Below are 13,606 nucleotides of genomic sequence, written 5' to 3' on the forward strand. Positions count from 1 at the left end.
TCCCCGACGCCCGACAGGGCCCGCCTCGACGCCGAGGCGGGCGGAGTCGCTACGCCAGCGACGCGACCACGTCGCCCATCAGCGTCGTCAGCTTCGGCTCGGCCTCGGCGGCCGCGGCGAGGACGTCCTCGATGGAGACCGGCTCGAGGGCGTCGGGGAAGCACTCGTCGGTGACGACGGAGATCGCGAGGCACCGGAGCCCCTGGTGCCGGGCGACGATGACCTCGGGGACCGTGCTCATCCCAACCACGTCGGCGCCGATGCCTCGCAGGAACCGGTACTCGGCGCGGGTCTCGAGGTTGGGCCCGACGACAGCGACGTAGACGCCCTGCTGCAGCCGGATGCCGCGCTCCAGCGCCGCCGCCTCGGCCGTGTCCCGGAGCTCGCGGTCGTACGGCGCCGACATGTCGGGGAACCGCGGGCCCCACTCGTCGATGTTTGGCCCGGTGAGTGGGTTGGCGCCCTGGAGGTTGATGTGGTCCGTCGTCAGCATGAGGTCGCCGCGGCGGTACAGCGGGTTCATGCCGCCGGCCGCGTTCGAGATCAGGAGCGCCTCGACGCCCAGCGCGGCCATCACGCGGACAGGCAGCGTGATCTGCCACGCGCTGTAGCCCTCGTACAGGTGGAACCGGCCCTGCATCGCCAGCACCTCGACGCCGCGGAGCGTCCCGGCGATGAGCCGGCCGTCGTGGCTCTCGACGGTCGAGAGCGGGAAGTGCGGGATCTCGTCGTACGAGAGGGTCTCGCGGGCGTCGATCTCCTCGGCCAGCTTGCCCAGCCCGGTCCCCAGGATGATCCCGACGCGGGCCGAGTCGCCCACGCGCTGGCGGAGGGCGTCGGCGGCCTCCTGGACCTGAGCGCGGGCGGTGTCGATGTCGGGCGTCATAAGGGCGTCAGTCGTAGATCGTGGGGACGAGGGGTCGCGCCAAGATCCTACGCCCGACGCTCCGCGCCCTAGTCGAGATCGTCGAGAATGCGGCGGATGCGCTCGCGCTCCTCGTCCGAGGCGGCCACGCTCCGCTCCTCGCCCGTCACGAGCGAGCGGAGGTCCCACCCGCCGGTGACGGCGGGGCGCGACGGCGGCGCGGCGGGCTCGTCCTCGTCGGGCTGCTCAGGGGCGGCGGCGTACGCGCCGGGGAGCGGCGCCTCGGGCGCGGCCGGCTCCACGTCGGCATCGTCCTCGATCGGGTCGATCGGCGCATTGAGCGGCGTTTCCGCAGCCGGAGACTCGGCCTCGACGGACGTGTCGGGGTACTCGGGCGTCGTGAACGGCGGGGGGGCGACGGGCTCGGGCTCGGCGGGCTCCGGGGGCGTCGGCGGGCGGACCTCGGCGACCGGCTCCGGCGCGTCGTCGAGGTCGGCAGAGGGGAGGCTCGCGTCAGCGGCCTCCGACTCGTCGTCGTCCGAGTCGTCGAGGTCGTCGGGCGGGTCGATCGGGGCCTCGAGGCGCGACTGTGCGGGCGGGAGCTGCCCGCTGACGCCGGCCGCCTGCAGCTTGATGAAGCCGACGGGGTCGTCGCCCTGGAACTGGGCCAGCACCTCGAGCTCCGAGAGGAGGAACCCGCGGAGCCGGGCGGCCACCTCGGCCTGCCGCGACGAGAGGCGGACGAGGTCCTGCCGGAGCCCGTGCCGCTCGCGCTCGGCGTCGCGGAGGATCACCTCGGCGCGGAGCTCGGCGTCCTGGATCATCAGGCGGGCCTTCTCCTGGGCCGCCGCCTCGGCCCGCTTCGCCGACTCGCGCGCCGACTCCAGCGCCTCTTGGAGCGCCAGTTCGACCTTCTCGTAGTGGACCAGCTTGGCTTCCGTGTCGCGGGCGCGCTCCTCGGCGCGGCGCGCCTCCTCCTGGACCTCCTCCAAGCGGTCGGCCACCTGCTTGAGGAAGAGGTCGACCTCGGTGGGGTCGTAGCCGCGGAAGCCCTTGTCGAACGCTTTCCGTCGGACGTCGAGAGGCGTGAGGTTCATGGCCGGTCGGGGGTGGCGGGCGGGGCGACGCGGCGGACGCGGCGGCGCGGGCGCCGGTCGGTCGGCGCGTCGGGCCGGCCGTCGGCGGGCACGGGGGCCTCCAGCGAGTCGGCGAGGGCGTCCGCCCGGCGGACCGCGTCGAGGGCCTGTCCGACCCGGGCCTCGACCTCACTCAGACGAGCGGCGGCGCCGGCCGCGCGTCCGCGGACCCGGGACCACCGGATCAGCAGCACGACGAGGGCCGCCGCGAGGAGCCCGTTGAGGACGAGGAGGGGGACGAACATGATCACGAAAGGTACGCCACCGTACGCACGCCCCCCCGAAACGTTCAGCGCGGCCCGAACAGCGCCGAGCCCACCCGGACGTGCGTCGCGCCCTCTTCGACGGCCACCTCGTAGTCCCCGCTCATCCCCATCGAGAGGACCGACAGCGGGATCGGTGAGCCCTCGTAGAGCTGGCGCAACGTGCGGAATGCGGGACGGACGACGCGCTCGAGGTCGTCATCGTCCTCGGCGATCGCCGCCATCCCCATCAGACCGACCGGGCGGAGGTGGCCGCGCTCGGCGGCCGTCTGGAGGAGGTCGTACGCGTCCTCCGGCTCGACGCCGTGTTTGGCGTCCTCGCCCGAGATGTTGACCTGGACGAGGACGGGGAGCACGCGCCCGGCGTCGGCGGCCTTCTTCTCCAACGCCTTCGCGAGGCGGACCGAGTCGAGCGCGTGGAACAGGTCGGCGCGGGCGGCGGCGTCGCGGGCCTTGTTCCGCTGGAGCGACCCGATGAGGTGCCACCGAACGTCGCCCCCGTCGGCTTCGCCAGGGATCGCGTCGGACTTGTCGACGAGCTCCTGGACGCGGTTCTCGCCGAGGTCGCGGAGGCCGGCGGCGATCGCGGCGCGGACCGTCTCGAGCGGGTGCGTCTTGGTGACGGCCACGAGCGTGACGGCCTCGGCGTCCCGCCCGGCCCGGTCGGCCGCCTCCGCGATCCGTCGGCGGACGTCGGTGGCGCGCTCGGTGATCTGGTCGACGAGGTCGGGGGGGGCAGTCTCGGTCGTCATGCGGTGCGTACCCGGCCGTAGCCTCGGGGATCCAGTCTCGATCTGGGACGGACCCGTTCCGTTTCTACCTGCCTGCATCGACTGAACCGACCTGAGCGGCACTGCGGCCGGATGGCCCGATTGTTGGGATTCCACGAACCGCACCGCCGATGGCCGCCATGCCCGCTCCGACCCAGACCGCGCCGACTCTCCGCTGCGCCCTCGACCGGGCCCGCGCCGCCTGGCTGGCGGGCCACGCCGGGGCCTGGGAGCGCTACTGCGCGTGCCTTCGCCAGCTAGAGCAGAAGACCGCCCGGCCCCGCGGCTCTCGCCGATCCCTCCGCCCCGGCGCCCGCGCCTAGCGAGCTGGGTGCCGCAGGTCGACGGCGACGCGCGGCGGCCCGTCGAGCGTCGTCACGCGGACCGGCTCGGGGGACGACGCGGCGACGACCCACGACACCTCGCCCTCGAAGTCGCACGTCCGCGCCAGCGCGAGCGCCGTCGGCAACCCGAGGTCGCGCGTGGCCGGATCGACCGTGGCCTCGCCCGCCGCGGTGTGCGCGCGGGCCCCCCTGAACCGGACGAGCAGCCACCCGTCACCTGGAAGCTCCACCACCTCGCCCGAGCCGCACGCCCGCACCGGCCGGTCGACGTACTCGACGTGGACGGCGGGCCGGACGGACTCGAACTCGAAGGCGACCCGATCGTAGCCGTCGTGCGTGGCGACGCGGACGTCCGTCAGCACGGCCTGCCCCTCGCCAGAGGCACCGAGGTCGACGATGCCGGAGGTCCAGTCGGAGGCGTCACGCGGCGCGCGAGTGGGGCCCTCCGGCGCGTCGGTGCCGTCCGCCTCCGGGGTCGGAACGGAGACGTCAGCCTCCGGCGCTGCGGGCACCTCGGCGGGCTCGCTGGCGCAGGCGGCGAGGAGGAGGGCGAGAAGGAGGAAGCGAGGCATCGGACCGTGGGATGTCGTCGCCAATGTCGGGCCGCACGACGGGCCTAGGGCCGTTTTGCCGTAGAGTGGGGCGAACCCCCTCCCCTACCGCGCCATGCCTGTCCACGACATCGACTACCGCCTCATCGGCGACGACCTCCAGATCGTCGAAATCGAGCTCGACCCCGGCGAAGCCGTCCGCGCCGAGGCCGGGGCCATGCTCTACATGGACGGCGACATCACGATGGACACGGGCACCGGCGGCGGGTTCATGAAGGGGCTCAAGCGCCGGATCGCCGGCGAGAGCTTCTTCATCACGTCGTTCACCAACGACGGGCGGTCGAAGGCCCGCGCCGCGTTCAGCGCGCCGTACCCGGGCAAGGTCATCCCCATCGACCTCGGCGACTACGGCGGGCGGTTCTTGTGCCAGAAGGACACGTTCCTCTGCGCGGCCTCCGGCATCGAGATCGAGGTGGCCTTCACGAAGAAGATCGGGGCCGGTCTGTTCGGCGGCGAGGGCTTCATCCTCCAGAAGCTGACCGGCGACGGCCTCGCGTTCTGCCACGCTGGCGGGACGATCATCGAGCGCGACCTCGCGGCCGGCGAGACGCTCCGCGTCGACACCGGCTGCCTCGTCGCGTTCTCCGAGTCGGTCGACTACGACATCCAGTTCCAGGGCGGCTTCAAGAACGCGCTGTTCGGCGGCGAGGGCCTGTTCCTGGCGCGCGTCGAGGGCCCGGGCAAGGTGTTCCTCCAGAGCCTCCCGTTCTCGCGCCTCGCGGACCGGATCGTGGCGGCGAGCCGGATGTACGGACGGAAGGGCGAGTCGTCGGGCGGCAGCAACGCGCTCGGGGCCCTAGGCGGGCTCGCCGCCGGCGGCCTGCTGGGTGGCCTCCTCGGCGAAGACAACTAGCGCCCGGCTCCGTCCGCCTCGGTGGGCTCACGGGCCGACCGAGGCGGGCGATGCCACGCTCTCGAAGAGGGCGTCGAAGCGGGGCGCCATGAGCGGCCACGCGAGGTCGGCGGGGACCTCGCGGAGGACGTCGCCCGGAAGCGGGTGGGCGTCGCCGCGGAGGATGGCGCGGAGCGTCTCGAAGAGGGCGTCCTCCGAGTCGTAGAGGACCGGCGCGTGGAGGAGCGGGCGGTGGAGCCGCTCCGGGATCAGCTCGGGGTAGGTCAGCCGGTTGGGCAGGAGCGGGTGGCAGCCGCAGTGGATGGCCTCCAGCATCGAGATGCCGAAGAACTCGTGGACCGACGTCGAGACGACGACGTCGGAGCGCCAGAGGAGCGCGGCGTAGTCGGCGAACGACTCGGCGTAGCCGTAGTGGAGCACGCGCTCGGCGTAGCGCCGGAAGCCGGCCTCGAACGCCGGCGGCTGCTCGGCGAACGTCTTGCCGGCGAGGATCAGGCGGAACCGCTCGCCGGCGTCGTCGAGCCGGTTCATCACCCGGAAGAAGGCCTCGGGGTTCTTGTCGTACTCCCAGCGGTGGTTCCACAGGACGACCGGAGGGCCGGGCTCGCGCTGGCGTCGCGCCTCGGCGGCCGGCCGGGCCGCGTCGAGGCCGGCGAGGTCGAGCCCGAGCCGGAGCACCCGGCTCTTCTCGCGCAGCGCCGGGAGCTCTCCGACGTGGGCGTAGTCGGGGAACCGCCGGAGGAGGTCGGGGAGCGCGCCGAAGAACTCGTCGCGGTGGAACCGGCTGTTGAACACGACGCGGTCCGCCGTGAGGGCCGAGAGGTAGTTGATCCAGGCGTACGTGTAGTCCCGCTCGCGCCCCTCCTTGAGCGGGTACGTCAGCTGGTTCTCGTGGAAGTAGAGGACGACCGGGACGTCGGCCAGCACGTCGCGCGTGAGCGCGAGGAACGCCGGCACGTTGACCATGTCGGTCGCGAACACGAGGTCGGGCCGCCAACCGTCGGCGAGCAACGCGCGCGTCTTGTCGGCGAGCGTGACCGCCCCGCCCTGCATCCGCCACTTCCAGTACCGCGCGGCCATCTCGACCACGCGGACGTCGTGCGCGCTGTGTGCGATGAGCCCTGTGAGGAACCGCTTGTGGGACCCTCCGAACCAGGGCTCGAGCGCGAGGACGTTCATGAGTGAAGGGCAAAGGGAGATGGGCGACGAGTCCCTTTACTCATCACGGGTCATCCACCCCCCGCCAACTCGGCGTCGAGCGCCGTGGCTTCATCGTCGGTCGTCGGACGGACGATGGCGATCTCGCGGACCTGGAGCGCCTGCCGGAGCCGTGCGTCCTTGACCTCGGGCGCCGTGACGGGGCGCTCCTCGCCCGCGGTCATGTGGAGGGTCCGCGTATCGAGGCGGAGGTCGAGCGCGTCCTCGGACACGTTCTTGATGATCATCCCTCGGCGTTCGGGCATAGGAGGCGGGCTTGGACGGGAAAGGGGTGGCCAAGATATTGCGTGGCGCCCGCCCGAATCCGTGTGACTTCGCCCCGCCCCCTCCGGTCCACCGCCCACCGCCTCGGCAGACTCGCCCGCGGGCTCGTGGACGGCCTCGCGGGCCTGGCCTACCCGGCGCTCTGCCTCGGCTGCGAGGCCCGCCTTCCCGACCCCGTCGACGCGCTCTGCGCCACGTGCCTCCGTGGCCTCCCCCGCGCCGACGCCGAGGCGGTCACCCGACTGCTTGCCCACGACCCGGCCGTCGGGGCCGCCGTCGCGCTGTGGGCCTTCGACCCGGGCGGGACCGTCCGCCGCGTCCAGCACGCGCTGAAGTACGGGGGCCGGCCGGCGCTCGGCGTCCCACTTGGCCGTGTGCTCGGGCTGGCGGCCCGCGACGCCGGCGTGTCGGTCGAGATCGTCGCCCCGGTCCCGCTGGCGCGGCTCCGGTCCCTCGACCGCGGCTACAACCAGTCGGCCGCGCTCGCCGAGGGCGTGGCCGCAGCGCTGGACGTGCCCGTCGCCGACCTCCTCGTCCGCACCCGACCCACGCGGTCGCAGGCGGCGCTCTCGGCGAGCGCCCGCCGCGAGAACGTGGCCGGCGCCTTCGCCCTCGCCCCCGGTGCCGATGTCTCGGGCCGCCGTGTCCTTCTGATCGACGACGTCCTCACGACCGGCGCCACGCTCGCCGCCGCCGCCCGCCCGCTCGCCGAGGCCGGCGCTCGCGTCGACGTCGCCGCCCTCGCGCTCGCCGGGGCGTGAGGCGAGGGGCCACCGGCCACGGGCGAGCTACCCCAGCTCCACCCGCCTCGGGCACAGCGCGGCCTCAGCCGGGTCGTTCGTAGCGAGGACCACGACACGTGAGCCGTCGGCGACGAGAGAGGCCGTGAGGTCGCGGCCGGCCGCGTCGAGCGTGGCGCCGGGCTCGTCCAGCAGGAGGACCGGCGGGTCGTGGACGAGCGCGGTCGCGAGGCGGAGCCGCTGGCGCATCCCGGTCGAGAACGCCGCGACGGGGTCGTCCATCCGCCCCCAGAGGCCGACGCGGTCGAGCGTCGCTTCGACGCGGGCCGCGGCGTCGGGGAGCGCGCGGGCGCGGGTGAGGAAGGCGAGCGTCTCACGCGCCGTGAGCGCGTCGTAGAGGTCGAGGGCGGGGGCCACGTAGCCGACGCGGAGCGGCACGTCGCGGGCCGGAATCGTGGCGCCGTTGATCTCGAGGCGAGCCTCGCCGCCGGTCGGGGCCAGGAGCCCGGCGAACAGGAGGAGGAGCGTCGACTTGCCCGAGCCGTTGGCGCCGAGCACGGCCAACGGGGCGCCGGGCTCGACCGCCACCGTCAGACCATCGAAGAGCCGCCGACGGCCGAAGCGCATCGAGAGCTGGTCGGCGGCGAGACGGGCGGGCACGGGGCGGTCGGGGGGGACCGGAGAAGCTACCGACGGGCAGAACAGACCCGGCGGCCCGTCCGTACCGCCCTCATGCGCCCCGCTCACCCGCTCTCTCTCGCGGTGGCCCTGGCCCTCGCCGCGACGGCGTGCGAGCCGGCCCCGCCCGCGCCCGCCCCCGTCGTCGCGGCCGACTCGATGGGCATGGCCTCCCCCCTGCCGCCAGACACGGTCGACGTGCAGGGGGTGACCGAGGCGCGGGCAGTGATCGCCCCGGTCGGCGACGGTGAGGTGGAAGGCGCGGTGACGTTCACGCGAGTGGCCGGCGGCGTCCGCGTCCACGCGTCATTGGAGGGGCTGAGCGCGAGCGACTTCCACGCCCTCCAGGTCCTGCGCGGCCGAGACTGCGACGCGGACCCGACGGTCCACCTCGGGGCCGAGGCGGGCGCCCCGCACGGGGGGCCGTATTCGCCTCCCGGCCTCCGCCACGCCGGCGACCTCGGCAACGTCCGCGGCGACGACGGCGACGGGCGCTACGACCGGATCGACCCCGAGCTCTCGCTCGATGGCACGGCGTCGCTCGTCGGGCGCGCCGTCGTCCTCCGCGCCGGGCGCGACGACGCGGCCTCGCCCGACGGCGCCGCGGGCGACGTCATCGGGTGCGGCATCGCCGAGAGGGTCCGATGAGGCAGGCCGCGCTTCCCCTCGCCGCTCTCGTGCTGGGCCTCGGACTCGGCTGGGTCCTCCACACCCAGACCACGCCGCCCGCCCCCCCGCCGCCGCCCGCCGCCGGCACCGCCCCCGCCGTCGACTCGCTCGAGACGTTCGTGGCGCGGCTCCGCGGCCGGTTCGAGCAGCTCCGCGAGCCGACGTCGTTCGAGGAGAACCGCCTCCGCCGGCCGAGCACGCCGTCGTACACCGAGCACCTCGACATGGCCGACTCGCTCGGCGTGCCGCCGCTCGAGAGCGAGGCCGACCTCGACCGCCACCTCCGCACGGGCGAGCTCGTCCCGCTCGTCGACAACGAGTACTACGTCCTCCGCGTTCTGGAGCACTCGAAGCCGTTCGTCCGCCCCCTCATGATCGAGCGGCTGGAGGAGATCGGCGAACGGTTCCAGGCGGAGCTCGCGGAGGCCGGGCTCCCGCCGTACCGGTTCGCGATCTCGTCGGCCCTCCGGACGGCCGACCTCCAGGACGACCTCCAGCAGTCGAACCGGAACGCCGCGACGGGCCGCTCCAGCCATGAGTACGGCGCCTCCGTCGACCTCGTCTACACGCGCTACGCGCTCTGGCCGACGGCCGCCGACACGCTCACGGTCCCGTTTTCCGACGCCGCCACGCCGACCGCCCAGCGCCTCGCCATCCGCTGGGCCGACGACCTCGCGGGGACCTACGACGACCGCCTGTTCGGCGCGCTGGCGCGTGTGCTCGGGAGGATGCAGGACGAAGGCGAGCTGCTGGTGCTGCTGGAGGACGAGCAGCCCGTCTTCCACATCACGATCGACGGCGAGTAACGCGCTCGCGAAGAGCCGACGCCGCGGGAACGATCCGGCCGGACGTCCTTTTCCTCGACTCGTCCCTCCGCCGCTCCGTGTCCGCCTCCCCGCCCGACGTCCAGCCTCTCATCGAGCCCCGGCCGGATTCGGAGCCGATGGCGCCGCTGCCCCCACGCCCGCGCTACCGCAAGAAGCGGTGGTGGGCGGTCGGCCTGGGGCTCGCTCTCGTCGGGGCCGCAATCGTGTTCGGGGTCCGGACGAACCGGGGGATCGAGGCCACCTTCGCGGTCCAGGAGCGGTACGTCGCCGAGGTCGAGCGCGCGTTCGAGTCGATCCCGATGCTCTCGGACGAGGAGATCGCCCTCCTCCGCCGCTCGCGGAACGCCCGACACGTCGAACTGGCCGAGACGTTCGGCGTCGGCCCGCCCGACACGCGCGCCGAGGCCGACAGCCTCGGCGACCGCTACGCCTTCGTCACGATCGAGACGGACTCGCTCTACACGGTCCTCCCCGGTGAGTACTCGGTCCCCCGCCTCACGCCGAGCGCGGCGGCCTCGCTCGACAGCATCGCCGTCCGGTTCCGAGAGAAGCTGGACCAGCGGGGCCTCCCGCCGTTCCGGTTCGCCGTCTCCTCGGTCTGGCGGACGGGCGCCGACCAAGCGGCCCTCCGCGGCGGCAACGTCAACGCCGCCGCCGGCCGCTCCAGCCACGAGTACGGGACGACGTACGACATCACGTACAACCCGACGCGCTACTCGCCGGCCCCCGACGCGCTCCCGCCGCCGCCGCGCGTCGACGACCGCGTGCCCGGCTTCCTGCACGAGGTCGTCCGCGAGCGGCTCGTGGCGGAGCAGCGGGCCGACCTCGATCGGCTCGCCGCCGACTACCCGTCGCGGCTGACGGCGGCGCTCGGCCGCGCGCTCATCGAGTTGGAGGACGAGGGCGTGCTGGCGGTCGTCCGCGAGCGGCGCCAGCCGGTGTACCACGTGACGGTCGCCCGGCGGCTCGTGCCGCGCCCCGCCGCCGAGTAGCCCCGCCTCGGCGCCGAGGCGGAGGGAGCCGGGGCGGGTGACGGAGCGTCGTCGTCGCTGCGGGGTAGGATGGCCGAGATGCCCGCCCTCGACGCCCCCGACGACGACGCCCTCCTCTACGGCCACGACCCGGCCGAGCGGATCGTCGCGCTCCACCCGGTCGGGCCGGCCGCGATGCGGCTCTACCGCCGCCGCTCGCCCACGGAGGTCACGACCGAGGACGTCCGCGTCCACCCGTTCTTTTTCCTGTCGGATGTCGACCTGCTCCGCGGCTTCCCGCGCGACCGGTTCCAGTTCCAGGAGCTCGACGGCGCCGGCTTCTTCCGGTACGTGGTCGCCTTCCCCGACCGGAACAGCTACTTCGACGCGCTCCGCCACGTCGAGCGGACGACGGAGACCGAGAAGAGCCGTCCCGACGAGGTCTACCTCCCCGGCTCGCCCGAGCAGCAGTACCTCATGCAGACCGGGCGGACGCTGTTCAAGGGGATGGACTTTTCCGACCTCGTCCGCCTCCAGCTCGACATCGAGGTTTACAGCCCCGAGGGGTTCCCGCAGGCGACGACGCCGGAGCACCGCGTGATCCTCGTCGCGCTCAGCGACTCGACCGGGTGGAATCGGCTCGTCGGCGCCCCGGGCATGACGGAGGAGGAGGTCCTGCGCGAGACCCTGAGCCTCGTCAAGGAGCGCGACCCCGACGTCATCGAGGGCCACAACATCTTCGGGTTCGACCTGCCGTACGTGTTCGAGCGGTGCCGTCGGCACGGCATCCCGGTCGACCTCGGGCGCGACGGGAGCCTCCCCCGCTCCTACCCGACCTCGATGCGGTTCGCCGAGCGGTCGGTCGAGTTCGAGGCCGTCGAGATCGCCGGGCGGCACGTCATCGACACGCTCCACCAGGTGATGGCGTTCGACGTGTTCAAGCGGGACCTCCCGAACTACACGCTCAAGGGCGCGGCGAAGTACTTCGGCTTCGCCCCGGAGGGCCGGACGTACGTGCCGGGCGACGAGATCGCGCACGTGTGGGACACCGACCCGCACCGGCTCATGGAGTACGCCATCGACGACGCGACGGAGACGGAGCGGCTGGCGCGGCACCTCAGCGGGAGCACGTTCTACCTCACGCAGATGGTGCCGATGCCGTACGCCCAGGCCGCCCGCACCGGCCCGGCGGCGAAGGTCGAGGCCCTCTTCGTCCGCGGCTACCTCCACGCCCGCCACAGCCTCCCGCGCGCCGACTTCGGCTCGCAGGTCGTCGGCGGCTACACCGACGTGTTCGTGACCGGCGTCGTCGGGCCCGTCGTCTACGCCGACGTCGAGAGCCTGTACCCGTCGATCATGCTCCACTACGACGTCCAGCCGAAGGGCGACGCGCTGGGTCTGTTCCCGCGCCTCCTCCGGCGCCTGACGGACCTCCGGTTCGAGACGAAGGACGCCATGCGCGAGGCCGACGACGCCCACGACCGCGGCGAGCTCGACGCCCGCCAGTCGGCGTTCAAGATCGTCATCAACAGCTTCTACGGGAACATGGGCTTCGGCTACGCCCTGTTCAACGACTTCGCCGAGGCGGACCGGGTCGCGCGGACGGGGCAGGAGCTCCTCCGCCAGATCATCCGGCTGGCGCGAGACGCTGGGGCGAAGGTCGTCGAGGTCGACACCGACGGCGTCTTGTTCATCCCGCCGGACGGCGTGGAGGGCGAAGCCGCCGAGCGCGCGTTCGTCCGCGACCTCAGCGAGCAGATGCCGGAGGGGATCCGGATCGGGTTCGACGGCCGCTTCCGGCGGATGCTCTCGTACAAGAAGAAGAACTACGCGCTCCTCGACTACGACGGGCACCTGAAGTTCAAGGGGTCGAGCCTCGTGTCGCGCTCGTCGGAGCGGTTCGGACGGCGGTTCGTGCGCGAGGCGATCCGGCTGCTCCTCGAGGAGGACGTCCGAGCGCTCCACGACCTCTACCTCCGACACCGGCGCCAGATCGAGGCCCACGACTGGTTGGGCGTCGAGAGTTTCCAGCGCGTCGAGACGCTGAAGGCGTCGATCGAGCAGTACGAGCGGGCGGTCGCCGCCGGCGAGCGGACCCGGAGCGCGGCCTACGAGGTCGCCCGGCAGGAAGCCGAGCGGACCGGACGCCGGCCTCGCATCGGCGACCGGGTGGCGTACTACATCGCCGAGGGGGGCGGGCGCGTGTTCGAGGCGGCCAAGCCGGCCGAGGCCTGGGACCCCGAGGCTCCCGACGAGTCGACGGCGTTCTACCTCGACCGCCTCGACCAGCTCGCGGGCCGGTTCGAGCCGTTCTTCGAGACCGCGGCCCAGTTCCAGCTCGTGTTCTCGGAGGAGGACCTGTTCGGGTTCGACCCCGCCTCCGTCCGCCTCGTCGTCCGCGAGCGCGACCCCGACGAGGTCGAAGACGACGTCCCGTTTTGACGCCATGGGGATTCCCCCGGTGCGTCTTGTAAGACAAACTCCGACAAGCCCGTAAAGGGAGTTCGAAGCGCTGACAGCGGAAGAACTGCACGGAGCACACGTCCGTGCGCATCGGTGGCTCCACCCGACAGCCCCATCATGAACCGATTCCTGACCCTGCTCACGCTCTGCCTTGTGCTGATCGTCGTCTTCATCGCGGCGACCTGAGGTCCTGACGCGGCCCTGTAGGTGAAGCGCTGACGGCGGCGTCGGCGCAGGACACGTCGGTGGCTAGGGGGCGAACCCGGGAGGTCTCGGGCTCATGCAACGAGTCCATTCCACAACGCCCTCCCTGATGTCTCGCACTCTCTCCCTCGGCGCCCTCGCGCTGGCTCTCGCCGTTGCCCCCGGCTGCATGTCCTCCGCCTCGATGAACGGGTCGGCGGACGCCGGCGGCGCCTCGGCCGGCGTGATGGTCGGCGGCGCCATGATGCTGCCCTCGCAGACGCTCGTCGAGAACGCCTCCGGCGCCTCGAACCTCACGACGCTCGTCTCGGCCGTCCAGGCCGCCGAGCTCGTCGAGACGCTCAGCGGCGACGGGCCCTTCACGGTGTTCGCCCCCACCAACACCGCCTTCGGCAAGGTGCCGGAGTCCGCGCTCAACACGCTGCTGATGCCGGAGAATCAGGCCCAGCTCCAGGGCGTCCTGACCTTCCACGTCGTCCCGGGCCGCCTCTCCGCTGCCGACCTCCGCGACGGCCAGACGCTCACGACCGTCAACGGCGAGACGCTCACCGTCACGAAGGCGAACGGCCAGGTGATGATCGGCAACGCCAACGGCATGGCGACGGTCACGCAGGCCGACGTGTACGCCTCGAACGGCGTCGCCCACGTCATCGACTCGGTCTTGATGCCGTAGGGCCGGGACCATCGGGTCGCGCGGCGGAGCCTCCTGACCGCCGCGGCGTTCCGAGCG

16 protein-coding genes are annotated in these 13,606 nt (G+C 73.0%); 8 read left to right on the forward strand and 8 right to left on the reverse strand.

All coding sequences use genetic code 11. From position 1 onward, the window contains the following. Nucleotides 1–49: 49 nt before the first annotated feature. The 4 genes from BSZ37_RS17245 to BSZ37_RS17260 all read right to left on the reverse strand — a co-directional run bounded on the left by BSZ37_RS17245 (nucleotide 50) and on the right by BSZ37_RS17260 (nucleotide 3,016). The gene (locus BSZ37_RS17245) at nucleotides 50–886 is read right to left on the reverse strand and encodes a purine-nucleoside phosphorylase (protein ID WP_095511742.1); all 837 of its coding nucleotides are present in this window, start codon (nucleotides 884–886) and stop codon (nucleotides 50–52) included. Between the two features lie 68 nt (nucleotides 887–954). Next, nucleotides 955–1,962 carry a DivIVA domain-containing protein gene (locus BSZ37_RS17250; protein ID WP_095511743.1) on the reverse strand — a complete coding sequence of 336 codons (1,008 nt, stop codon included), beginning with the start codon at nucleotides 1,960–1,962 and terminating at the stop codon, nucleotides 955–957. After that, nucleotides 1,959–2,246, reverse strand: coding sequence for a hypothetical protein (locus BSZ37_RS17255; protein WP_095511744.1), 288 nt, complete (start codon nucleotides 2,244–2,246; stop codon nucleotides 1,959–1,961). Before BSZ37_RS17255 ends, BSZ37_RS17250 begins: the two co-directional genes overlap by 4 nt. Nucleotides 2,247–2,290: 44 nt before the next feature. Then, a complete protein-coding gene (locus tag BSZ37_RS17260) occupies nucleotides 2,291–3,016 on the reverse strand; it encodes a YggS family pyridoxal phosphate-dependent enzyme (RefSeq protein WP_095511745.1) in 726 nt (241 codons plus the stop codon). Nucleotides 3,017–3,174: 158 nt separating this feature from the next. Between BSZ37_RS17260 and BSZ37_RS17265 the strand changes: the two genes are divergently transcribed. Then, entirely contained in the window at nucleotides 3,175–3,357 is a 183-nt protein-coding gene (locus BSZ37_RS17265) for a hypothetical protein (protein WP_143537708.1), read from the forward strand. Here the strand turns inward: BSZ37_RS17265 and BSZ37_RS17270 are convergent. Continuing rightward, nucleotides 3,354–3,950, reverse strand: coding sequence for an AMIN-like domain-containing (lipo)protein (locus tag BSZ37_RS17270; protein ID WP_095511747.1), 597 nt, complete (start codon nucleotides 3,948–3,950; stop codon nucleotides 3,354–3,356). The two genes, BSZ37_RS17265 and BSZ37_RS17270, sit on opposite strands and share 4 nt — an antisense overlap. Nucleotides 3,951–4,044: 94 nt before the next feature. On the opposite strand from BSZ37_RS17270, the gene BSZ37_RS17275 reads away from it, so the two are divergent. Then, complete coding sequence (locus BSZ37_RS17275; protein WP_095511748.1) at nucleotides 4,045–4,842, forward strand: TIGR00266 family protein; 798 nt, start codon at nucleotides 4,045–4,047, stop codon at nucleotides 4,840–4,842. Between the two features lie 27 nt (nucleotides 4,843–4,869). On the opposite strand, the gene BSZ37_RS17280 is transcribed toward BSZ37_RS17275, so the two are convergent. Together BSZ37_RS17280 and BSZ37_RS17285 are read right to left on the reverse strand one after the other, a co-directional pair. Beyond that, nucleotides 4,870–6,021 carry a tRNA-queuosine alpha-mannosyltransferase domain-containing protein gene (locus BSZ37_RS17280; protein WP_095511749.1) on the reverse strand — a complete coding sequence of 384 codons (1,152 nt, stop codon included), beginning with the start codon at nucleotides 6,019–6,021 and terminating at the stop codon, nucleotides 4,870–4,872. 50 nt (nucleotides 6,022–6,071) lie between these two features. Further along, nucleotides 6,072–6,305, reverse strand: coding sequence for a hypothetical protein (locus BSZ37_RS17285; RefSeq protein WP_095511750.1), 234 nt, complete (start codon nucleotides 6,303–6,305; stop codon nucleotides 6,072–6,074). 63 nt (nucleotides 6,306–6,368) lie between these two features. Between BSZ37_RS17285 and BSZ37_RS17290 the strand changes: the two genes are divergently transcribed. Next, on the forward strand, nucleotides 6,369–7,085 hold the full coding sequence (locus BSZ37_RS17290) for a ComF family protein (RefSeq protein ID WP_143537709.1): 717 nt from the start codon (nucleotides 6,369–6,371) through the stop codon (nucleotides 7,083–7,085). 27 nt (nucleotides 7,086–7,112) lie between these two features. Here the strand turns inward: BSZ37_RS17290 and BSZ37_RS17295 are convergent, their stop codons facing one another. After that, nucleotides 7,113–7,724 (reverse strand): ABC transporter ATP-binding protein, encoded by a 612-nt coding sequence (locus tag BSZ37_RS17295; RefSeq protein ID WP_218830547.1) that lies wholly within the window; start codon nucleotides 7,722–7,724, stop codon nucleotides 7,113–7,115. 72 nt (nucleotides 7,725–7,796) lie between these two features. Between BSZ37_RS17295 and BSZ37_RS17300 the strand changes: the two genes are divergently transcribed. From BSZ37_RS17300 to BSZ37_RS17320, 5 genes are all read left to right on the forward strand, one after another. Further along, nucleotides 7,797–8,390: a superoxide dismutase family protein gene (locus BSZ37_RS17300; RefSeq protein ID WP_095511752.1), complete on the forward strand. Its 594-nt coding sequence runs from the start codon at nucleotides 7,797–7,799 to the stop codon at nucleotides 8,388–8,390. Then, nucleotides 8,387–9,217, forward strand: coding sequence for a DUF5715 family protein (locus tag BSZ37_RS17305; protein WP_095511753.1), 831 nt, complete (start codon nucleotides 8,387–8,389; stop codon nucleotides 9,215–9,217). The genes BSZ37_RS17300 and BSZ37_RS17305 overlap by 4 nt, the downstream gene beginning before the upstream one ends. A gap of 77 nt (nucleotides 9,218–9,294) precedes the next feature. Then, entirely contained in the window at nucleotides 9,295–10,230 is a 936-nt protein-coding gene (locus BSZ37_RS17310) for a DUF5715 family protein (RefSeq protein WP_095511754.1), read from the forward strand. Between the two features lie 78 nt (nucleotides 10,231–10,308). Next, nucleotides 10,309–12,651 (forward strand): DNA polymerase domain-containing protein, encoded by a 2,343-nt coding sequence (locus tag BSZ37_RS17315; protein WP_095512442.1) that lies wholly within the window; start codon nucleotides 10,309–10,311, stop codon nucleotides 12,649–12,651. 334 nt (nucleotides 12,652–12,985) lie between these two features. After that, complete coding sequence (locus BSZ37_RS17320; RefSeq protein WP_095511755.1) at nucleotides 12,986–13,549, forward strand: fasciclin domain-containing protein; 564 nt, start codon at nucleotides 12,986–12,988, stop codon at nucleotides 13,547–13,549. The last annotated feature ends 57 nt before the right edge of the window (nucleotides 13,550–13,606 follow it).

The organism is Rubrivirga marina (genome assembly GCF_002283365.1).
Taxonomy (GTDB): Bacteria; Bacteroidota; Rhodothermia; order Rhodothermales; family Rubricoccaceae; genus Rubrivirga; species Rubrivirga marina.